Here is a 21,060-nt window from a genome sequence, read left to right as displayed (position 1 = left end):
GACCCCGCGCGGGCCGGTCCCCCCGAGCGCGCACGAGCCGGGTCCGCGCACCTCGCAGGAGTCGGCCGCCACGACCTCGGACGACGTGTCCGCCCGGCCCGCCCCGGCGATCACCGCACGCGCCCATCCCCCTACTGTGGAGCCCTCCGGCTCCGTCGCCGAGCCGCCCGTGACGGATCTGTCCGATCTCACCCCCGCCGCCTGGCCGGCCCGCGCCGCCGCGGCCTGGCCGGCCGTCCCCCTGCTCGTCGCGCTCGCCCTGTGGGGGTACGCGATGCGGCACACGGACGTGTCCGCCCTGGACGACTTCGGCCTCGTCAGCGCCCTGCACCCCACCTTCTGGGCCGGTCTCGCCGTGCTCACCGCGGGCTTCTGGCGCACGGTCCGCGATCCGCGCCGCCGGGGCGGCTGGCCGGCGGCGTACGTCCTCGGCCTGCTCGTGATGGAGCGGGCCACCCAGGCCGTCCTCTATCCCACCCCGCTGTACGCGTGGGCGTGGAAGCACGACGCGGTCATCGACCACCTGCTGACGTCCGGCGGACTGCAGAGCGCGGACCAGCTCGGCGACATGGCCGTCTACGACCAGTGGCCCGGCTTCTTCGCCGCCCAGGCCGCGCTGGTGCGGCTGCTGGGCGTGGACGACGCGGCGATGTACATGGCCTGGTGGCCGCTGGTCTCCAGCGTGCTCCTGCTGCTGCCGCTGCTGCTGATCTACCGGACCTTCACCGAGGACCGGCGGCTGATCTGGACCGCCGTGTGGCTGTTCTGCGTCGGCAACTGGGTGGGGCAGGACTACTTCTCCCCGCAGTCCGTCGCCTTCGCCCTGCACCTCGGTGTCCTCGCCGTCGTCCTGCGCCGCTTCGGCCGCTCCGGCGGGCGGCGCGACGGGCCGGGTCAGGCCGTGTGGACGGTGCTGCTCAGCGTGCTGGTCACCGCGATCGTCGTCTCGCACCAGCTGACCCCCGGGATGCTCGTCGTCACGCTGGTCGCGCTGGTCCTCACCCGCCGCTACCGCCACTGGGTCCCGGCCGTCACGACGGTCGTGGTCTTCCTGGCGTGGTGCCTCACGGCCGCGCTGCCCTTCCTGTCCGCCGCCATGCCGGACATGATCCGCTCCGTCGGCGACGTCGGCGCCAACGTCGAGACCGGGTACGGCGCCACACCCACCGGCACCGGAGCGGTGGCGACCTCCTGGGCGGCCCGGCTGCTGTCGGGCTCCGTGCTGCTGCTCGCGCTGGTGGGCGTCCTGCGCCAACGGGTGCTGCGTCACCGGGCGTTCCCCTTGCTGCTGGTCGCGGCGGCTCCGCTGCCGATGTTCGTGGCGAGCAGCTACGGCAGCGAGATGATCTTCCGGGTCCTGATGTTCACGCTGCCCGGCGCGGCCTTCTTCGCCGCCGCCGCGCTGCTGCCGAAGGTCCGCACGCTGGCCGCCGAGGCCGAAGCCGAAACCGACGCCGCCACCGCGCGGAAGCGGGGCGGACCCGCCCAGGCCGCCGCCCGGCGCCGCCGCTTCCCGAAGTCCCCGCTGCCTCCGATGTCCCCGCTGCCCGCGTCGTCCTGGCCGGCGAGGCTCCGGCTCGGCGCCTGGGTGCCGTTGCCCGTGTTGCTCGCCGGGACACTGGCGTTCGTGCCGAGCTACTCGGGCAAGGACCGCGTCAACTACTTCCCGACCCGCGAAGTGGCCCTCGTCCAGGGCCTCTTCGACCAGGCGCCCGACGACTCCCTGGTCGTCGCCGCCAACCGGAACTACCCGCTCGCCTACGAGCAGTACTGGAGGGTGGACCACTACTGGTTCCTCGACGACGACCGGAGCCACGTCGACGAGATCGTGCGCGACCCGGCCGCAGTGCTGGCCCGCGACATGGCCGGTGTCGAGTCACCGGCCCGGGCCTACTTCCTGCTCACCCAGGGGCAGGTGGCCAACTCCGAGATGAACGGCCAGCTGACCAAGCCCCAACTGGAGCGCGTGCGCGAGTCGGTGGCGGCGTCACCGAGGTTCCAGCTGATCGCCGAGAACAGCGCCGGCGTGCTCTACGTCCTGAAACCGGCGAGCTGAGGAGGGGCGCGAGCCATGACACCGCAGGACCTCGTGATCCGTATGCTGCCCCCGTTCGGCGGCTGGCTGGCGCTGGCCGCGCTCGCCCTGCCCGGCGGCTCACCCCTGCGCGGCGCGGCGGTCGCCGCCTTCCTGGCCGTCGGACCGGGCGCCGCCCTGGTCGGCGTCTGCGGACCCGCGCTGCGCGCCCACCGCGCCGAGGGCCCCGTCGGGCGCCGGGACGCCGCCTTCGAACGCCACTCCGACCTGCTGGAACGGCTGCTGCTTGCCGTCCTGCTGAGCGTGGCCGCCGCGATGCTCGTCGCGACGGTCCTGATCGCGGCGCACGCCCTCAGCGGGGACCGTGTCCTGCTGACGCTCACCCTGCTGACCACGCTGGCCGCGTTCTGCCCGCGCCTGCGTGCCTCCCCGACGCCCACCACGGCGCCGGGGGCGGCGCCGAGGACACGGAAGGGTTCCACTCTGTGAGGTTCGCCCGTCCCGCCCGCCGTACGACCGGAGACTCGACGACGACCGGACAGCACCGCAGGCCCAAGGCCCCCCAGGGGGCGGGCCGGCGCCGCCTGCTGATCACGTCCGTCGCGGCCACCTGCGCGGTCCTGGTCGCCGTGCTCGCCCTGCGCGACGCCTCAGGCCCGGCCGGCCCGGCCGACGACGAGAGGTGCCGCCCGACCGAGCTGCTCGAACCGCCCTGCGGCGCCTGGTTCGGCGCCTTCGTGCCGCACGACAAGACCGACCTGGCCGAGAAGGTCCGCGCCTACGAGAAGAACGTCGGCCGCAGGCTCGACCTCGTGTACACGTACCACGACATGTCCGCCGTCACGGACACCCGCCTGGAGGGCCAGCTGCTCACCGAGCAGGAGCAGCGCGTCGGCGAGGACCGCATGCTGCTGCTGTCCTGGGAGAGCAAGTGGTGGGGCGGTACGAAGAAGCAGCAGCCCACCTGGAAGCAGATCGCCGCCGGCGAACGGGACGACGACGTGATCGACGTTCAGGCGCGGCGCGTCAAGGAGTACGGCGAGCGCACGGGGAAGAAGGTGTTCCTCTCCTTCGACCTGGAGATGGACACCCGCACGCCGGACAACGGCTCACCGGCCGAGTACGTCCGGGCCTACCGGCACATCCACGACCGGTTCCGCGAGCTGGGCGTCGAGAACGTCGTGTGGACCTGGATCATCACCGGCTACCTGGACCACGCCGACCTGTTCGAGAAGATGTACCCGGGCGACGACTACGTCGACTGGATCGGCTACAACCAGTACAACTACTACCTCTGCCACAAGGCGGACTGGCTCAGTTTCGCCCAGACGCAGTACGCCACCCACGACTGGATCCGCGACCACATCTCCGACGACAAGCCCCTGATGCTCTCGGAGTTCGGCAGCGCCTCCGACCCGAAGCGGCCGGACCGGCAGGCCGAGTGGTACGCACAGGTGCCCCGGGTCCTCAAGGACCTGGAGGGCGTCAAGGCGGCCCTCCAGTGGAACTACCGCGACCCGGGACCGCACTGCGACCTGTCCGTGGCCAACGACCAGGCGTGGGCCGTCCTGCGCGAGGCGGCCGCCGACCCGCACCTGAACCAGCCGCGCGGCTGACCGCGGGCGCACGGCCCCCGCACCCGCCGCCTACCCCGCGAACTCGGGCCCCCGGACCACGGCCCGCCCCCGCCGGTACCACCGCCACGCGACCGTCTTCGGCCCGTCGCGGTAGGGGGCGATCCGGGCGCCCGTCCCCGCCAGCCACGCCTCGACGTCGGCGACCGTGTGGCTGCGGCGCACGATGAGCCGGGCGATGCGGTACCGCTCGTCGCGGTCCGAACTGAGCGCGTGCCGCACCGCCGTCGCCGTCTCGTACCCGGCCCGGGCCGAGAGCGCCCGCACCTTCGCGCTGTTGTAGCCGTGCGGGTAGGCGAGGTGGCGCACCTGGTGCCCGAGGGCGTCCTCCAGTACGGCCTTGGAGGTGCGCAGTTCGTACGCCAGGCCCTTGGCGGACAGCGTGTCGAGCTGCGCGTGGGTGACGGTGTGGCTGCCGATCTCCATGCCGGAACGTTCCAGCTCCGCCGCCGCGCCCAGCGTCATCATCGGAGCGGGCGGCAGCAGACTGCGGCCGCCCGGGGCGATGGCCCCGGTGGTGAGGTAGGCGGTGGCGGGCAGCGCGCGTGCGGCCAGCGCCTCGGCCGTGGCACCGGGCAGGTCGGCGAACCCGTCGTCGAAGGTGAGCAGCACCGGCCGGGGCGGCAGCGGCGCCCGCCCGGCGAGGTGGTCGGCGAGCGCGCTGATGGTGACGGGCGCCATGCCGCTGTCGACGATCGCGTCCAGGTGGGCGGCGAACTCCTTCGGGCGGACGGTGAACTCGGCGATCCACGAGGGCGGGTCGTCCATCACCGCGTGGTACAGGAAGACGGGTATGTGCGCGGTCGATCCGGCGGGTATGTGCGCCGGCGCCCCCTCGTTCATTCCGCCTCCCACCCGGCCGTACGCAGCGCCCGGCGGGCGCGCAGATAGCCGACGGGGCCGTACAGCATGCCCCGGCGCTGGAGCCGGGACAGGCGCCGCGGCCAGGGATGCGTACGGGAGTCGTGCCCGCCCGGCACCCCCGCCGGTGCCGTGCCGTCCCCGGCGGGGCGCGCGTCGGCAGGGCGTACGCCGGTGGCGCGTACGTCGGTGGCGGGCGCGTCGGTGGCGCGCACCGCGGTCAGCCTGCGCGCGTGCGCCAGCCCGCCCGGCACCCGGGCGAGGAGGGCGGGCAGCAGCGCGGGCCGGTTCACCAGGATCGCCGTGAGGTAGGCGGTGAGGCCAGCGCCGTAGCCGTACGCCTGCGTCTCCAGGTCCCGCCAGGTCTCCCGGTGGTGGTGCCAGACCAGCGCGCGCGGCGTGTAGCGCAGCCGGTGTCCCCCGGCCAGGACGCGGACGAAGCCGTAGAGGTCGTCGCCGCCCCGGGCGCGCGTGCCCGCGCCGGTCGCCGGGTCGAAGCCGCCGACGGCCCGCAGCGCCGACGTGCGGAAGGCCATGTTGGCGCCGGAGCCGAAGCGGCCCGCCGTGAACGGGAACAGTGGCTCGTCGGCGGGCGGGTGCGCCGGGTCGTACGTCCGCGGGGTGAAGCCCTTGGCGAAGCCGCCGTGGCTCTCCAGCAGCACCTGGGCCGGGGTGCGCAGCCGGGCCGGCAGGATCAGCCCCGTGGCGCAGCCCAGGCGCGGGTCGGCGGCGAACGGCGCGGTCAGCTCGGTGAGCCAGCGCGGGTCGGCCACCACGTCGTCGTCGGTGAAGGCGACCACCTCACCGCGCACGGCCGCGAGCCCTCGGTTGTGGGCGATCGCGAGACCGGGCACCGGTTCGCACACGTAGCGCACCCGCTCGCCGTACTTCCGCTCGACGAGTTCCCGGGTCTCCTCGGTCACGGGCGCGTTGTCGACGACGACGATCTCGAAGTCCGGGTGGTCCTGCGCGAGCAGCGAGTCCAGCGCGCGGGCGAGCCGGCCGGCCCGCTCCCGGGTGGCGACCACGACACTGGCGGACGGCGGCCGGGGCGACGGCTCGGCCGGCGCCCCGCGCGGCAGCTCCCGGGCGAGCCCGGCCAGCACCTCCGTGGGATCCGCGCCCTCGGGCACCCGCCCGAGCAGGGTGCCGATGGGTACACCGGCCTGCCTGACCAGCAGGAACACCATCCCGCACGTCACCGGCGCACTGCCCGGCCCCGGTCTCAGCTCCGCGCCCTCCGCGCCCTCCGCGCCCCCCGCAGCCCCCTCGTCACCGAGTTCCAGCTCGGCGACCTGCACGGGCTCGATGCTCAGGAAGCCCTCGATCTCCCGCAGTGTCCCCTGCCGCGCACGCCGCACACCGGCCACGCGCCCACCCCCTCCTGATCGCCCTCCGTCATGACCGGCGAAGCCGGGCCACGCCCCTCAACGTCCGTACGGCCAGCGACGCCAGCCGGGGCCGGTCGCGCACGAACCCGTGTACGCGGCGGGCCGGTTCGCGCCCGAGCCAGTGCAGCGCGGCGCCCGCGCCCACCCGCGTCACCGTCCCCTCGTACACGGGCAGTTCGCCGGTCTTCAGCGCGTCCTTGTACTCCGCCGCGCCCCGGCCCATGTCGAGCAGCCCGACGCCCTCGGCGGCGGCGGCCTCCGCCATCCGCAGATGCAGCACCAGCCCCGGCGAGTACTTGGCGAAGTCCGGGTCGTACGCCGGGAACCAGCAGGCCAGGACCGTCGCCGACCGCAGCCCGAAGTGGGCGGCGACGGGCCGGCCGCCGGCGTAGAGCACGGACAGCGTGCCCGTGCACTGCGGCGCCCGGGTCTCGGCCAGGCGGGCGACGAGCCGGCTGATCCACTCCTGGGCGAACCGGTCCCGGCGCCCCGTCCTGCGGTACTGCGCCGACTTCCACGCCATGAGCGTGCGCAGCGCGGCCGGATCGCGCTCGTCGAACACGAAGCGCACGTCCCCGACCTGGCGGCCGAGCCTGCGCTCCTTGGCGAGGGTGGTCTTCAGGAACTTCGGCGACTGCGCGCGCAGCACGTCCTCGTACGCGGCGTACCCCTTCTCCACGTCGATGACGTACGCGGTGTGCTCCTCCGCCGCGTGCGGTAGGAACAGTCCCTGTGCCGCCTCCAGGTTGTCGAAGGCGAAGCTGGACAGGGAGCAGGCCCGCAGCAGGGCGCGGGTGTCCGGGGCGAGGCCCGGGCGCAGCACCGCGCCCTGGCAGTCCGACACGCCGAGCCCGATCGCCCGGCCCTGGCCCAGCGGTCCGCGCTCGTGCGGCAGGAAACCGGCGGGGTCACCGCCGTCGTACACCACCGCCACCCGCGCCCGCGGCCGCACCCGGCCCACGACGTCGGTGAACTCCGGTTCCATGAACGGGTTGCGCGGCGCCGTCGACCCGGCGCGCAGCTCCCGCCAGCGCTCCCGTTCCCCCTCGCCCAGTTCCTCCGGCCTGAGCACGCGTACACGTCCGCCGTTCAACCCGACCCCCCGATCAAGTCCCCCCTGGACAGAAGGAAGGTACCGTCGGGGCCGCCCGACCGGTAGGTAGCGGACCATGTTGTTGCCAACCGGTGCACAGGCCTTTAACCGGCTTTAGCCGATGAACGCGATGATGTGCCAGGTTTCGGACACGAACGTGCGTCCTCGGCCGCACTCGTGCCGGACTCGTACGCACTTGTGCCGTACTCGCGCGTCCTCGTTCGGATGCGATCGCGGGTGAGTCGGACAGGTGCGGTGTCCGTATTCTCTGATCATGGACCGCACCGCATATTCACTCGTCGCCACCGACCTCGACGGCACGCTGCTCCGCGGCGACGACACCGTCTCCGACCGGTCGCTGGCCGCGCTGGCGCGGGTGGCCGGGGCGGGGGCGCGGCACCTGGTGGTGACCGGCCGGCCGGCGCCGAGGGTGCGGGCCCTGCTCGACGGGCTCGGCTGCACGGGGCTCGCGGTGTGCGGTCAGGGCGCGCAGGTGTACGACGCCGGAGCGCATCGGATGCTGTGGTCGGTCACCCTGGACCGGGAGCTGGCCGAGACCGCGCTCGGCAAGATCGAGGCCGAGGTCGGGCAGGTGCACGCGGCGGTCGACCAGGACGGCGTCGACGGCCTGACGCTCATCGAGCCGGGCTACCTGATGCCCCACCCGACCCTGCCCGCGGTGCGGGTCGACCGGCGCGACGAACTGTGGAGCGCGCCGATCAGCAAGGTGCTGCTGCGCCACCCCGACCTGTCCGACGACGAGTTGGCGACGACGGCGCGTTCGGTGGTCGGTTCCCTGGCGACGGTGACCATGTCGGGGCCGGGGACGGTGGAGCTCCAGCCGTGCGGCATCACCAAGGCGACGGGGCTGGCGCTGGCCGCCGAGCGGCTGGGCGTGGGCCGGGAGCGGACGATCGCCTTCGGCGACATGCCCAACGACATCCCCATGTTCCAGTGGGCGGCCCACGGCGTCGCCATGGCCGGCGCCCATCCGGAACTGAAGGCGGTGGCCGACGAGGTCACCACGACGAACGAGGACGACGGCGTGGCCGTCGTCCTCGAGCGTCTCTTCGGATCCCGCTGACCCGCGTCCCTGCGGCTCAGTAGGCGCCGAAGACGTTGTCCATCGAGCCGTAGCGGTCGGCCGCGTAGTTGCAGGCGGCGGTGATGTTGGCGACCGGGTCGTACGGGTCCCAGGAGGTGCCGGGCACGTGGTACGCCTGGAAGGTCGGGTCGATCACCTGGAGCAGGCCCTTGGACGGGGTGCCGTTGACGGCGTTGATGTCCCAGTTGTTGATCGCGAGCGGGTTGCCGGAGGACTCGCGCATGATGTTGCGGTGGATGCCCTCGTACGAGCCGGGGATGCCGTGCTGCGCCATGATGTCGAGCGACTCGCGGATCCAGCCGTCGAGGTTGTCCGGGTAGGTCGTCGCGGCGGTGGCGGCGGTCGGGGCGGCGGCCGGGGTGGCCGCGGAGGCACCGGTGGCACCGAGGAGCGGCAGGGCGAGCACCGCGGCGCCGGTGCCGGCCAGGGCCAGCTTGCGGGCGAGGCGGGTGGTGCGGGCGTGACGGTTCTGACCGTTGGCAGACATGCTTCAGTCCCTCTCCTTACGCCTGCGAGGTGAGCTGTCGGGTTCGGGCGGGGAGGTGCCCGGCCGGGCCCTGACGGGCACGGCTTCACCCCGAGCCGCTCCGGTGGTGACCGGCGCGGCGACTTACCTGGGTCCCCCGCTCCTGCCTGCGAAGTGTGTTGGCGGATGACATGTGTCCGGGCGGTGGCAGGATTCGGCGTCCGCCCGACAGGCCGGGAACGTATGCGAGAGCACATGTCCGGAACAAGTGCAGGAATCACCCAACGCGCCTGTTGACCTTGATCTGGGGCATTTGATGCGCTTGATCCTTTGCTGCTGCCAAGCCTCAACTGGCTTGTGGCGCAAAGGGAGGGCACAGTCGGCGGCAGGGTTGCCCACAGTCGCGGGGGAGTGAGCCAACTCACGGGCGTCAACAAGGGGCGCAAATCGGGCATCAGGCCCAACTTGGCTTCAACCGCCCAGCGGTGCGGAAGGCTTCGGGTCGCGCGGCCGTCGGGCGGTCCGATCGCCCCGTGCGGCGGGTGCCGGTCTCCGCCGTGGCCGGTTCCGGTCCGTCCGGTGTTTCCGCGTGCCGTGCGGGCATCTGTTCGGGACGGAGGTGGAGTGGGCCGTGCGGGTGACGTACTCGGAGTGCGGGGCGTTGGGAGGGGTGATGTGATCTTCGGTGGCGGCTTCCCGTCTCGGGGATGTCGATCAATGTCTGCTCATATCACCTGATCAAAAACATACCGCGCATGATCCGATACCGACCGGCCTGTAACGGTGGGCGCTAGCGGTGATCGAAACGTGACCGGATACGCTGACTTGAGTGGTGGCAGCGACCTATCGACAAACCAGGTAATCGCCAGTAGACACCAGCAGACAGGAGACCCCTCGTGACCGTCGTCGGGCCGTTCGGGCTGAGCGTGCGGGACCAGGCTCTGGAAGCCGATGTCCAGGCCGGATTGGTCGCGGTCGAGGAAGGGTTGCTCGAGGCAACCAAAAGCGAGGTGCCCTTCATCACGGAGGCCGCCCAGCACCTGGTGCGGGCCGGCGGCAAACGGTTCCGGCCCCTGCTGGTCATGCTGGCGTCCCAGTTCGGCGACCCCTACGCCCCCGGCATCGTGCCCTCGGCCGTCGTCGTGGAGCTGACCCACCTCGCCACGCTGTACCACGACGACGTGATGGACGAGGCGGCCGTGCGACGCGGCGTGCCCAGCGCGAACACGCGGTGGGGCAACTCCGTCGCGGTCCTCACCGGCGACTTCCTCTTCGCCCGCGCCTCCCAGATCCTCGCCGACCTCGGGCCCGAGGCGGTCCGCGTGCAGGCCCTCGCCTTCGAGCGGCTCGTCACCGGCCAGATCCTGGAGACGGCGGGGCCCCAGGACGGCCGGGACCCGGTGGACCACTACCTGGACGTGCTGGGCGGCAAGACGGGCTCGCTGGTGGCGGTCTCCTGCCGGTTCGGCGCGATGATGTCCGGCGCCGACGAGACGGTCGTGGACGTGCTCACCCAGTACGGCGAGCGCCTCGGCGTCGCCTTCCAGCTCGCGGACGACGTCCTGGACATCGCCTCGGACTCCCACGAGTCGGGCAAGACGCCCGGCACCGACCTGCGCGAGGGCATCCCGACCCTCCCGGTGCTGCGGCTGCGCGAGCGGGCGGCCCGGCTGGGGCTCGCCGAGGACATCGCCCTGAGCGAGCTGCTGGACTCCGACCTGAGCGACGACGCCCGGCACGCGGAGGCGCTGCGCCTGCTGCGCGCCCACCCCGCCCTGGAGCAGGCGCGCAAGGACACCGTCCGGTACGCCAAGGACGCCCGGGCGGCGCTCGCCCCGCTCAGGGAGTGCGAGGCGAAGGCCGCGCTCGTGGAACTGTGCGACGCCGTGGTGCACCGGGCCGGCTAGCCTCCGCCCGCCCGTGATCCGCGTCACGGGCGGGGCGCTGCCCGCCGGGTGGCGTGCCCTGCCCCCTACGGGTCGGGGGAGTCCACGCCCCTGCGTGTCATCCCGCAGGAGTAGGCGGAGTTGAGTCCGGGGTCTGACGCTTCTGCCCGGCCGATTTGGTCAGATGGTCATCACGGAAAACACCAATCCTCACCGATTCGGGTGAGAATGGCGGCTCACGGATGAACCAGTGCGAGGTCGCGAGACAGCCGCCGCCGACGACGGAGGTAGGGCACACATGGCACCGATCGATTCCGAGGGCACGACGACCGTGGGGCAGAGCGAGGAGCCGCGCACCGGACGGCGCAAGGCCGCGCGGTACGTCGTCCCGGTCGCGGTGATGGGAGTGGCGGCCGCGACGATCGGGCTGGTCCCCGCGCTCGCCGACTCCGGGGACCCCGACCTGCCGAAGGTCACCGCCGCGCAACTCCTCGAGAAGATGGCCGAGTCGGACGTCGAGCAGCTCTCCGGCACGGTCAAGATCAGCACGGACCTGGGGCTGCCGGACCTCGGCGGTCTGGAGAGCGGCCTGATGTCCGGTATGTCCGGTGCGCCGGGCGCGGGCGGTGACGAGGACGGCTCCGCCGCCGACCCGTCGGCCAAGCTCACCGAGCTGGTGACCGGCACCCACACGCTCCGGGTCGCCGCCGACGGCCCCGACCGGCAGAAGCTGTCGCTGCTGGAGAACGCCGCCGAGTACAGCCTGATCCACGACGGCAAGGACGTCTGGGGCTACGACAGCCGGTCCAACGAGGTCTACCACTCCACCGTCCCCGAGGCGTCCGGGCAGCCCGAGAAGGACGTTCCGGCCACACCGAAGGACTTCGCCGACCAGGCGCTCAAGGCGGTCGACGACACCACGTCCGTGACCGTCGACGGCACCGCCCAGGTGGCCGGCCGGGACGCGTACCGGCTGGTGATCGAGCCCAGGCAGGAGGGCTCGACGGTCGGCGCGATCAGCATCGCGGTGGACGCCGAGACCGGGACGCCGCTGAAGTTCACGCTGACCCCGTCGAGCGGCGGCGCCGCCGTCGTGGACGCGGGCTTCACGCAGGTCAGCTTCGCGAAGCCGGACGCGTCGACCTTCGACTTCACCCCGCCCAAGGGCGCGAAGGTCACCGAGGGCGACGAGCCGGCCGGGGCGCCGGGGCACGGGGCGCAGGAGGACGGGGCGTCGGAGCGCGGGCGCAAGGGCGAGGCGGGCGGCCTCGCCAAGGAGGCGGACGGCCTGAAGACCGTCGGCGAGGGCTGGAACACGATCGCCACCTTCGACACCGGCGGCGAGGGCGGCCTGCCCACGGAGGCCGCCGGCGGCGACCTCGGCGGCTTCCTCGGCTCCTTCGGCGACCAGGTCAAGGGCGACTTCGGCTCCGGCACGGTCTTCAAGACCCGCCTGGTCAACGCCCTGATCACGGACGACGGCAAGGTCTACGCCGGTGCGGTCACCAAGGACGCGCTGGTGAAGGCTGCCGACGCCGCGCAGTAGGAGACGGCGGGACACAGCCGTAGGGCGGGCACAGCCGTAGGGCGGGCACAGCCGTACGGCGAGCACGTCGAAGAGGACGAAGAGCACGAAGAGAGGGAGCCGATGGCCGAGCTGTCCGCCACGGAGCCGGAACGCCTGCCCGAGCAGGACAGCGCGGACCGGGACGGCGTGGGCCCCGGCGGTGAGGCCGACGCCGTCATCGCCACCCGCGCGCTCACCAAGCGCTATCGCGGCGGACAGCTCGCCGTGGACGGTCTGGACCTGACCGTCCCGGCGGGCAGCGTCTTCGGCTTCCTCGGCCCCAACGGCTCCGGCAAGACCACCACCATCCGCATGCTGATGGGCCTGATCGAGCCCACCTCGGGCACCGCCCGCGTCCTGGGCCGGCCCATGCCGCGCGCCGCCCGCACCGTACTGCCCCAGGTCGGCGCCCTCATCGAGGGTCCCGCCCTGTACGGCTTCCTCTCCGGCCGCGACAACCTCCTGCGGTACGACGCCGCCGACCCGACCGCCGACCCGAGCACCCGGCGCCGGCGCGTCGGGGAGGCACTGGACCGGGTGGGACTGGCCGCCGCCGCGGGCAAGAAGGCGAAGGCGTACTCGCTGGGCATGAAGCAGCGTCTCGGGCTCGCCGCGGCACTGCTCCAACCGCGCCGCCTGCTGGTCCTGGACGAGCCGACCAACGGACTCGACCCGCAGGGCATGCGCGAGATCCGCACGCTCGTGCGCGAACTCGCCTCCGACGGCACCACCGTCTTCCTCTCCTCCCACCTGCTGGACGAGATCGAGCAGGTGTGCACGCACGCCGCCGTGATGGCCCAGGGGCGGTTGATCACCCAGGGCCCGGTCGCCGACCTGTCGGCCGGGGCGCGGGGCCGGCTCGTGGTGACCACGCCGGACGCGCAAGAGGCCGCCCGGGTACTGAAGGAGCAGGGTGCCGGAGACGTGGTCGTCGCCGAGGACCGGGTGACGGCGGAACCGCCCGAGCGCGACCTCGCCGACCTGAACGCCGCCCTGGTCGCGGCCGGGATCCGGGTGCGCGGCTTCGGAGTGGAACGGGCCTCCCTGGAGGACGCGTTCGTGGCATTGACCGGGGAGGGCTTCGATGTCGCGGGCTGACGTGATCCGGGAAGGGGCGGTACGGGAAGGGGCGGCGGAGAGCGTGCGCGCCCCCGGTCCGCTGTGGACGCTCGGACTGCTCCGCAGCGAGTTGCTGATCACTTTCCGGCGCTGGCGCACCCTCGCCCTGCTGGGTGTGCTGGCCGCCGTGCCGGTCCTGGTGGGGATCGCCGTGCGGATCGAGACGGGCGACGGCTCGTCCCTCGGTGGCGGCGGGGGCGGCGGGGGAGGCGGCGGCGAGGGCCCGGCCTTCATCTCGCAGATCAGCAACAACGGCCTGTTCCTGGTCTTCACCGCGCTCGCCGCGACCCTCCCGTTCTTCCTGCCGATGGCCGTCGGCGTCGTCGCGGGCGACGCGATCGCGGGCGAGGCGAGTGCGGGCACCCTGCGCTACCTCCTGGTCGCCCCGGCCGGCCGCACCCGCCTGCTGCTCACCAAGTACGCGACGGTGATCGCCTTCTGCCTCGCCGCCACCCTGGTGGTCGCCGTCTCGGCGCTCGCGGTCGGGGCCCTGCTGTTCCCGGCCGGTGAGCTGACCACCATCTCCGGCACCCGCATCACCTACGCCGAGGGCCTGGGACGGGCGTTGCTGATCGCCCTGGTCGTCGCCGCCTCGCTCGTCGGCGTGGCGGCTCTCGGCCTGTTCGTCTCGACCCTGACCGGCAGCGGCATCGCGGCCATGGCGACCACGGTCGGGCTGGTGATCACCGTCCAGATCCTCGACCAGATCCCGCAGCTCGACGCGCTCCAGCCGTACCTCTTCTCGCACTACTGGCTGTCCTTCGCCGACCTGATGCGCGAACCCGTCTACTGGGACGACCTGGTGAGGAACCTCGGCCTCCAGGCCCTCTACGCGGCGGTGTTCGGCTCGGCGGCCTGGGCGCGGTTCACGGCGAAGGACATCACCTCGTAGGTCACTTCGCGGCGGCGGCCTCCGTACGCTCGGACGTCCGCTCGTACGGAAAGCGGGCGAGTGGTGCCTCCTGGGCGAAGAAGGTCTTGGCGCGTGCCAGCGCGTCCGCGTCCCGCAGGACGTCACCGGGCCGGCTGCCGTTGCCGAGCAGCACCCCGCCGAAGCGCATGCCCATGTAGGCCGCCGAGTTGTTCAGGGTGCCGATCAGCGGGTCGGCGACCTCCTGCTCCTCGTGTGCGAGCGCGGTCACGCCCCACAGGGTGCGGCCGGCCAGGGTCGCCTTGAAGTCGAGGCCGGGCGTGCGCAGCCAGCCCGACCAGTGGTCGAGGTAACGCTTGACCGGGGCGGACAGCGCGTACCAGTACAGCGGCGAGGCGATCACGAGGTCGGTCGCGTCGAGCGTGGCGTCCAGCAGCAGGCCCGCGTTGCCCTCCGTGGGGCGCCGGTGGTCGCTGTCGTGCCGCAGGTCCTCGAACTCGGGCAGCGGATGCTCGGCCAGGTCGATCCACCGCTGTTCGACGTCGGAGGGCAGTTGCTCGGCGGCGCGGCGGGCGAGCAGCTCGGTGTTGCCGTCGGAGCGGCTGCTGCCCAGCAGGAAGAGGAAGCGGCGGGTCATGGGGTCCCCCAGAGTGGTAGGCGTGCGCGAATACCAGCTCATGCATTATATGTACGTGCATGCAGGTGCGCCAGGGGTTCCGGACCGGCTCAGCGCACCCGCCCCGTGAGGCGGACCAGCGGGCCGGTCCCGCGGGGCGGGCCGGTGGTGGTCTCACCCAGGCGCCAGGCGGGGACCCACGGCACGCGGTGCACGTCCACGGCCGCTTCGAGCAGCCGTACGCGCCGCGCGAGCGGCCGGGGCAGCCGGCCGGGCGCGTCCGCGACCAGGACGACGGAGTCGAGGTCGAGCCCCGGCGGAACCCGCCCGCTCCGGAAGGCGGCCACGGCCCGTTCGGCGGCCGCCAGCCCGGCCGCGTGCGTCCGGGCGACGAGCAGGACCGACGGCGGCTCGCCGGGGCCGGGCCAGTCGCGCCCGCAGTCGTGCCCGCCGTACACCGCGCTGAGCGTCGAGACGCCGGCGCCGCCGTGCACACCGACCCAGGAGAAGCGCCGCGCGCGGTCGGGGGAGGGGGCGTACGGCTCCGTGGGCGGGGGCGTCCCGGGGGCGGGCGGCCCAGGGGCGGGTGCCCCGGCCGAGCGCCCCGGGGCGGGCTCCGGTGTGGTCACCGGTCCGCGGATCCATATTTCCGGTCCCTGACGTCGCATGGCTGACCGCCTGCCCGCACTCCCCTCCGGCCATACCCCCGGCTCGCGCCGCCCCTTCGCCGGCCCGCGGACACGGGCGTGACCTCCTGGAACGAGCCTGTGACACCCCGGTGACGTGAGAATCGGGAGCGAGCGGAGAGACTCGACAACAGGTGTACGACAGGCAGGACTGGCATGACAGGCTCTGGACGGTACGGGTGCGTGACCGCCGACGGAAGCCGCCGATGAGTGGGGGAACGATGTCTCGACTCGGCCGCGACAAGCAGCGGGACCACGAGGGCGCCGAGTACTCGCCCGCCGCCGCGGTGACGCCGATCGACGTGCGGGTGCCGGATGCCGGCCGCGACGCTCGCAGCGCCCGGGTCGACGGCTCACTCGTCGTCGCGGCACCCGGCGAGGAGATCCAGAACGCGGTCCTGAACCGCCTCCACCGACTCGCCCTCGCCGCCGGCCGTCCCGTCCTCGCCACCATCCACGACGAGCGCATCGGCTACTCCGTCCCGCTCCGGGTCGACCCGGACGGCTCCAGCCACCTGACCGCCGACCCGGTGCCGACGGGGCCTGCGGACCGGGTGCCGGCGGGGCTTGCGGACCGGGTTCCGGCGGCGCCCGAGGAGCCGGTGCCGGTGGTGCCCGAGGAGCCGGCCGTACGGCGGGACCGGCCCACGCACGTCCTGCGCTCCGTGGAACCGGCGCGTGACAGCGCCCCGACGTTCCGCCTGCCGACGGTGACCGAGCCCTCGCCGGCGCCGGCCGGCGACTCCGCACCGACGTACACGCTGCGCGCCCTGCCGGACGGGCCCGGGGGCACCGCGCCCGGCACGGTGGCGCCGCCGACGGGGGTGTTCGGGCCGCCACCCCGGATGGACGGCGTACCGGCGACCGGCAGCGGCTCCCAGGGCTCGGGCGGCCCGGAGTACTCAAGTGGCCCCGGTGACCCCGGTGACCCCGGTGACCCCGGTGACCCCGGTGACCCCGGTGGCCCCGGTGGCTCCGGTGGTCACGCCGGTCCCGCTCGCCCCCGTAACCCTGAGCCGGCGCCTCGGCCCGTCCCGGCCCCCGCCCCCGAAGCCGACGTCACCGCCGCACCCGCCCGGGCCCTCGCCCCCGAGCTGATCGCCGACCCCGAACCCAGGCCCACCCCCACCCCCGCCCGCGGCTTCGACGCCGTGGCCGAGGCCGTGCTCGGGGACGAACCGCTCACCGCACCCGGTGACGCCACCGTCCCCGCGATCCTCGCCGGGCCCACGGCCCGCATCAACGAGGCCGTGAAGGAGGGGCGTACGGAGGAGGCGGCGCAGCTCGCGGAGCGGACGGTGACGGAGGCTTCCGGGACGTTGGGGCCGGAGCACCCGGAGGTACTCCGGCTCCGCGAGCTCACCGCGTACATCGCCTACCTGTCCGGCGACCCGGACCGCGCCTTCCGCCTGTCGCTGGACCTGGCCCGGATACACCGCCGCGCGGACGACGCGGAGGCGGCGTACGGCAACGTGCGGAGCGCGGCCACGGCCTGGCGCGCCGTGCGTGACCCGGCGCGGGGCCTGGAGCTGGGGCGTGAGCTGGTCGGGCTCTGGGACGAACTCGCCGCCGAAGGGGGGCCGGCCGCGGAGGACCCCGAGCAACTGGAGTCCGCCCGCGTCCGCATGGACCGCCTGGCCGGCCGCCTCCGCGCGCAGACCGGCTGAACGGCCGGTCCAGGGGTGACCTACTGGGACAGCTCCCACATCGCGTAGGCGATGGCGTCGCTGTTGCGGTTCAGGGCCGTGTCGTTGATGTTCGCGGTCGTGTCGCAGGAGGAGTGGTAGCAGCGGTCGAACGGCTGGCCCGCGGTGCCGCCCCACTTGGCCGCCTGCGCGGACGTCTTGCGGTAGTCGGCGCCGCTGAACAGGCCGCCGACGGGGACGCCCGCGTTCTTGAAGGGCGCGTGGTCGGAGCGGCCGTCGCCCTCGGTCTCGATCTCCGTGGGGACGCCGAGGCCGGCGTAGTAGTCCTTGAAGGTCTTCTCGATCACGGGATCGTCGTCGTAGACGAAGTAGCCGGGGTTGGGCGAGCCGATCATGTCGAAGTTCAGATAGCCGCTGATCTTCGCGCGGCCGGTGGAGCCCAGGCTGTTGACGTAGTACCGCGAGCCGACCAGACCCAGTTCCTCCGCGCCCCACCAGGCGAAGCGCAGGTGCTTGGCGGGCTGGTACCCGGACCGTGCGACGGCGAGCGCGGTCTCCAGGACGGCGGCGGAGCCGGAGCCGTTGTCGTTGATGCCGGGGCCGGAGGAGACACTGTCCAGATGTGACCCGGCCATGACAACCTGTTGGGCGTCGCCACCGGGCCAGTCGGCTATCAGGTTGTAGCCGGTGCGGCCGGACGCGGTGAACCGCTGGACGGTGGTGGTGAACCCGGCCGCGTCCAGCTTGGCCTTCACGTAGTCGAGCGAGGCCTGGTAGCCGGGGCGGCCGTGGGCGCGGTTGCCGCCGTTCGCCGTGGCGATCGACTGCAGCTGCGTGAGGTGGGCCTTGACGTTGGCCACCGGTATGTCGGGAGCGGCGGCGACGGCCGCGGGGTCGTGGGCGGTGGCGGTGGCGTGGGCGGCGGGCGCCGCGCCTGCCGCCGATCCGCCGGTGACCAGCGTGGCGACCGCGACGGCACCGGCCGTCAGCGCGCGCCCGGAAAGGGGGAGCTTCATGTGGGGGGCTCCGAATTCCTAGGGAGTCCTGGGGGACTCCGCAGTGAATGGGGTGCCTGGATGGTGTGGCCGGGCCCGACCCTCCGTCAAGACCGTTATCCGGCCATGCGGTCGCGCATATCGGAGCCCTCTCCCGGCCCACTCCGGCCTACGCCCGGCCCCCTCCCGGCCCTCTCCCGATTCACTCCCGTCCTACTCCCGGCCTCTCCCGGCCCTCTCCCCGCGTCTTACTGGACGCAGAACTCGTTCCCCTCCGGGTCCGTCATCAGCACCCACTCCCCGCCCTGCTCCCTCACCCGCCGCACGGCGCTCGCTCCCAGCGCCTCCAGGCGGGCGACCTCCTCCTCGCGCCGCCCTTCCTCCGCGTGCACGTCGAGGTGGACCCGGTTCTTGACGGTCTTGGCCTCCGGTACGCGCTGGAACAGCAGCCTCCGGCCCAGCCCGGCGCCGCTCTCCTCCTGGTAGGGGTCGTCGGGGTGCCGTGCGGCGGCCAGGTCGCGCCAGGCGCGGCGACCGTGCGACTCGACGGTCAGGTCGGCCGGTACGGCGCCGAAGCCCAGCAGCTTCTCGACGAGCGCGCTGTGGTCCTCCACCTCGTAGTGGAGGGCGGCGGCCCAGAAGTCCGCCTGCGCGTGCGGGTCGGCGGCGTCGATGACGATCTTGAAGTGGAGCGGGGCGGGCCGTGAGGTCGATGTCATGCGACCAGTCATATGGGATGCGCGAGCGGACAGGCGGCAAAATCGCCGGAACCGCCGGAACCGTCTCCGAGGAGGGGGCGGGCTAGGACTTCGTCCCCGACGCGTCGAACTGCTCGATGTCCGGCTCCAGCCCCGTGCTCTCCTTGGCGGGCGGTACGCCGGCGCCCGCCCGGTCCAGCTGCTCCCTGAGCGTCCGGGCCGTCCGGCGGGCGGTGCGCAGGGCGTCCCAGGTGAGCAGCGTCAGCGCCAGCCAGACCAGGGCGAAACCGGCCCAGCGCTCGGGCGGCATGGCCTCGCCGAAGTAGAGGACGCCGAGCAGGAACTGGAAGACCGGCGCCAGGTACTGGAGCAGCCCCAGCGTGGACAACGGCACGCGGATCGCCGCCGCGCCGAAGCAGACCAGGGGAATCGCGGTGACCAGGCCGGTCGCGGCGAGCAGGGCCGCGTGTCCGGCGCCCTCGGAGGTGAAGGTGGACTCGCCCCGCGCGCCCAGCCACAGCACGAAGCCCAGCGCGGGCAGGAACTGGATCGCGGTCTCGGCGGCCAGCGACTCGACGCCACCGAGGTTGACCTTCTTCTTCACCAGGCCGTAGACGGCGAAGGAGAAGGCGAGGCAGAGGGAGATCCACGGCGGCTGGCCGTAGCCGATGGCCAGGACCAGCACGGCCGCGAGGCCGGTCCCCACGGCCGCCCACTGCGCGGGCCGCAGCCGCTCCTTGAGCAGCAGCACGCCCATCGCGATGGTGACCAGGGGATTGATGAAGTATCCGAGCGAGGCCTCGACGACGTGGCCGCTGTTCACGGCCCAGATGTAGACGCCCCAGTTCACGGTGATGACCGCGGCGGCCACGGTGATCAGGCCGAGCTTGCGCGGCTGCCGCAGCAACGCGCCGGCCCAGGCCCAGCGCCGTACGACGATCAGGGCGACGGCGACGAAGGCCAGCGACCACACCATCCGGTGGGCGAGGATCTCCCCGGCCCCGGCGGGCTTGAGCAGCGGCCAGAACAGGGGGACGAGCCCCCACATCCCGTACGCGGCGAAGCCGTTCAGCAGACCTATGCGCTGCTCACTCCTGGACGACCCGGCCACGGGCACCTCCCTCTCGCACACGGCATGCCGGGACGGGGGACGCATGCCAGAACGAAGGTAACGCCGCACCCGGCCGCCTGTCATGCCCGTATCGCAATACGGTCATGACAGGCGGCGGTGGCCGGGCCGCCGAGGCCCGGTGGTTGTTGTCAGCTCCTGAGCGCGGCGGCGACGGCCTCGGCGAGCGGCGTGGCCGGGCGGCCGGCCAGCCGGGACAGGTCGCCGGTGGAGACGACCAGCTCGCCCTTCTCGATCGCCGCGTCCACACCCGCGAGGACGTCCGCCAGCGGCCCGGGCACTCCCGCGCCGGTGAGGATGCCGACGTAGGCGTCGCCGGTGACGGGGGTGTAGGCGATCTCCCTGCCGGTCTGCCGGCTCAGCTCGGCGGCGTACTCGGCGAAGCTCCACGCCTCGTCGCCGCCCAGCTCGTACGCCGTGTTCTCGTGGCCCTCGCCGGTCAGGACGGCGGCGGCGGCGGCCGCGTAGTCGGCGCGGGAGGCGGAGGAGACGCGACCCTCGCCCGCCGCCTGCACGACGGCGCCGTGCTCCAGCACCGGGGCGAGCTGCTCGGTGTAGTTCTCGTGGTACCAGCCGTTGCGCAGCAGCACGTACGGCACACCCGAGCTGACCAGGACCTCCTCGGTGGCGCGGTGGTCGTCGGCGAGCGCGGCCGTGAGGCTGCTGGGGGCGCTGGTGTAGGCGAGCAGGGCCGCACCGGCCCGCTTCGCCGCGTCGATGACGACGGTGTGCTGCCTGACGCGGCCCTTGTCGAACTCGTTGCCGGAGATCAGCAGCACCCGGTCGCCGGCCGAGAACACGCCGTCGAAGGTCTCCGGGGCGTTGTAGTCGGCGACCGCCAGGCGTACGCCCTGGGCGGCGAGGTCGGCTGCCCTGTCGCGGTCGCGGACCACCGCGGTGATCCGGTCGGCCGGCACCTTCTCCAGCAGCTGCCGCACGACGTGGCGGCCGAGGTGTCCGGTGGCTCCGGTGACGACGATGCTCATGACTTCAGCGCTCCTTGTGGGGGTTGATGCAACTAACCCTAAGAGCTGCGCTAACTAATGGAAAGTGCCCACTTTGAGGTAAGTGACTTACGTCTTCGTAAGTGCCAGAAGAGCGGCACGCGAAGAAAACGCCGAGAGGCCCGGACGTTTCCGCCCGGGCCTCTCGGCCGTGATGCCCTCGGCTCGATCCGTCAGCCGACGACGGTCCAGGTGTCGTTGCCGGCGAGGAGGGTGGCGAGGTCGCCCTTGCCGTTCTGTTCGACGGCGGTGTCGAGC

Annotated in this window: 19 protein-coding genes and 1 riboswitch; of the genes, 9 read left to right on the top strand and 10 right to left on the bottom strand. The window is 73.1% G+C overall.

What is annotated here, in order from left to right; all coding sequences use genetic code 11:
• Window positions 1–85 precede the first annotated feature (85 nt).
• Genes ACFIF2_RS23970 through ACFIF2_RS23960 form a run of 3 tightly spaced genes read left to right on the top strand, consistent with a single transcriptional unit; the run spans window position 86 to window position 3,651 of the window.
• A complete protein-coding gene (locus ACFIF2_RS23970; RefSeq protein WP_395575284.1) occupies window positions 86–2,056 on the top strand; it encodes a glycosyltransferase in 1,971 nt (656 codons plus the stop codon).
• Window positions 2,057–2,071: 15 nt separating this feature from the next.
• Window positions 2,072–2,524 carry a hypothetical protein gene (locus ACFIF2_RS23965; RefSeq protein WP_395575283.1) on the top strand — a complete coding sequence of 151 codons (453 nt, stop codon included), beginning with the start codon at window positions 2,072–2,074 and terminating at the stop codon, window positions 2,522–2,524.
• Window positions 2,521–3,651: a glycosyl hydrolase gene (locus ACFIF2_RS23960; protein WP_395575282.1), complete on the top strand. Its 1,131-nt coding sequence runs from the start codon at window positions 2,521–2,523 to the stop codon at window positions 3,649–3,651. The genes ACFIF2_RS23965 and ACFIF2_RS23960 overlap by 4 nt, the downstream gene beginning before the upstream one ends.
• Before the next feature lie 30 nt (window positions 3,652–3,681).
• On the opposite strand, the gene ACFIF2_RS23955 is transcribed toward ACFIF2_RS23960, so the two are convergent.
• Genes ACFIF2_RS23955 through ACFIF2_RS23945 form a run of 3 tightly spaced genes read right to left on the bottom strand, consistent with a single transcriptional unit; the run spans window position 3,682 to window position 6,993 of the window.
• Window positions 3,682–4,512, bottom strand: coding sequence for a polysaccharide deacetylase family protein (locus ACFIF2_RS23955; protein ID WP_395575281.1), 831 nt, complete (start codon window positions 4,510–4,512; stop codon window positions 3,682–3,684).
• Window positions 4,509–5,891, bottom strand: coding sequence for a glycosyltransferase (locus ACFIF2_RS23950; protein ID WP_395575421.1), 1,383 nt, complete (start codon window positions 5,889–5,891; stop codon window positions 4,509–4,511). Before ACFIF2_RS23950 ends, ACFIF2_RS23955 begins: the two co-directional genes overlap by 4 nt.
• Window positions 5,892–5,928: 37 nt before the next feature.
• Window positions 5,929–6,993, bottom strand: a complete 1,065-nt coding sequence (locus ACFIF2_RS23945; RefSeq protein ID WP_395575280.1) for a GNAT family N-acetyltransferase — start codon at window positions 6,991–6,993, stop codon at window positions 5,929–5,931.
• Window positions 6,994–7,288: 295 nt separating this feature from the next.
• On the opposite strand from ACFIF2_RS23945, the gene ACFIF2_RS23940 reads away from it, so the two are divergent.
• On the top strand, window positions 7,289–8,098 hold the full coding sequence (locus ACFIF2_RS23940; RefSeq protein WP_395575279.1) for an HAD family hydrolase: 810 nt from the start codon (window positions 7,289–7,291) through the stop codon (window positions 8,096–8,098).
• Window positions 8,099–8,114: 16 nt separating this feature from the next.
• Here the strand turns inward: ACFIF2_RS23940 and ACFIF2_RS23935 are convergent, their stop codons facing one another.
• Window positions 8,115–8,606, bottom strand: coding sequence for a transglycosylase SLT domain-containing protein (locus tag ACFIF2_RS23935; protein ID WP_395575278.1), 492 nt, complete (start codon window positions 8,604–8,606; stop codon window positions 8,115–8,117).
• A 5-nt stretch (window positions 8,607–8,611) separates the two neighbouring features.
• A riboswitch (cyclic di-AMP (ydaO/yuaA leader) is annotated at window positions 8,612–8,780 on the bottom strand.
• 701 nt (window positions 8,781–9,481) lie between these two features.
• Here ACFIF2_RS23935 and ACFIF2_RS23930 point away from each other — a divergent pair.
• The 4 genes from ACFIF2_RS23930 (at window position 9,482) to ACFIF2_RS23915 (ending at window position 14,049) form a co-directional block, all read left to right on the top strand.
• Window positions 9,482–10,492, top strand: a complete 1,011-nt coding sequence (locus ACFIF2_RS23930) for a polyprenyl synthetase family protein (RefSeq protein WP_395575277.1) — start codon at window positions 9,482–9,484, stop codon at window positions 10,490–10,492.
• A gap of 277 nt (window positions 10,493–10,769) precedes the next feature.
• The gene (locus ACFIF2_RS23925) at window positions 10,770–12,017 is read left to right on the top strand and encodes an outer membrane lipoprotein carrier protein LolA (protein WP_395575276.1); all 1,248 of its coding nucleotides are present in this window, start codon (window positions 10,770–10,772) and stop codon (window positions 12,015–12,017) included.
• A gap of 102 nt (window positions 12,018–12,119) precedes the next feature.
• A complete protein-coding gene (locus ACFIF2_RS23920) occupies window positions 12,120–13,136 on the top strand; it encodes an ABC transporter ATP-binding protein (RefSeq protein ID WP_395575275.1) in 1,017 nt (338 codons plus the stop codon).
• Entirely contained in the window at window positions 13,123–14,049 is a 927-nt protein-coding gene (locus ACFIF2_RS23915; RefSeq protein WP_395575274.1) for an ABC transporter permease, read from the top strand. The genes ACFIF2_RS23920 and ACFIF2_RS23915 overlap by 14 nt, the downstream gene beginning before the upstream one ends.
• 1 nt (window position 14,050) lies before the next feature.
• Here ACFIF2_RS23915 and ACFIF2_RS23910 read toward each other — a convergent pair whose 3' ends face one another.
• Window positions 14,051–14,665 carry a flavodoxin family protein gene (locus ACFIF2_RS23910; RefSeq protein WP_395575273.1) on the bottom strand — a complete coding sequence of 205 codons (615 nt, stop codon included), beginning with the start codon at window positions 14,663–14,665 and terminating at the stop codon, window positions 14,051–14,053.
• A gap of 89 nt (window positions 14,666–14,754) precedes the next feature.
• Window positions 14,755–15,312 carry a DUF6668 family protein gene (locus tag ACFIF2_RS23905; protein WP_395575272.1) on the bottom strand — a complete coding sequence of 186 codons (558 nt, stop codon included), beginning with the start codon at window positions 15,310–15,312 and terminating at the stop codon, window positions 14,755–14,757.
• 239 nt (window positions 15,313–15,551) lie between these two features.
• Between ACFIF2_RS23905 and ACFIF2_RS23900 the strand changes: the two genes are divergently transcribed.
• On the top strand, window positions 15,552–16,997 hold the full coding sequence (locus ACFIF2_RS23900; protein WP_395575271.1) for a tetratricopeptide repeat protein: 1,446 nt from the start codon (window positions 15,552–15,554) through the stop codon (window positions 16,995–16,997).
• 20 nt (window positions 16,998–17,017) lie between these two features.
• On the opposite strand, the gene ACFIF2_RS23895 is transcribed toward ACFIF2_RS23900, so the two are convergent.
• The 4 genes from ACFIF2_RS23895 to ACFIF2_RS23880 form a co-directional block, all read right to left on the bottom strand.
• Complete coding sequence (locus tag ACFIF2_RS23895) at window positions 17,018–17,992, bottom strand: M28 family metallopeptidase (RefSeq protein ID WP_395575270.1); 975 nt, start codon at window positions 17,990–17,992, stop codon at window positions 17,018–17,020.
• Window positions 17,993–18,219: 227 nt separating this feature from the next.
• The gene (locus ACFIF2_RS23890; RefSeq protein WP_395575269.1) at window positions 18,220–18,690 is read right to left on the bottom strand and encodes a VOC family protein; all 471 of its coding nucleotides are present in this window, start codon (window positions 18,688–18,690) and stop codon (window positions 18,220–18,222) included.
• An 82-nt stretch (window positions 18,691–18,772) separates the two neighbouring features.
• Window positions 18,773–19,780, bottom strand: coding sequence for an EamA family transporter RarD (gene rarD / locus ACFIF2_RS23885; protein WP_395575268.1), 1,008 nt, complete (start codon window positions 19,778–19,780; stop codon window positions 18,773–18,775).
• 149 nt (window positions 19,781–19,929) lie between these two features.
• On the bottom strand, window positions 19,930–20,784 hold the full coding sequence (locus ACFIF2_RS23880; protein ID WP_395575267.1) for an SDR family oxidoreductase: 855 nt from the start codon (window positions 20,782–20,784) through the stop codon (window positions 19,930–19,932).
• Between the last annotated feature and the right edge of the window lie 276 nt (window positions 20,785–21,060).

The sequence above is a fragment of the Streptomyces sp. BK79 genome (assembly GCF_044142145.1).
In the GTDB taxonomy this organism is placed as follows: Bacteria; Actinomycetota; Actinomycetes; order Streptomycetales; family Streptomycetaceae; genus Streptomyces.
The sequence above is the reverse complement of the archived record's forward strand: the minus strand, read 5'-3'. Positions and strand labels throughout refer to the sequence as shown.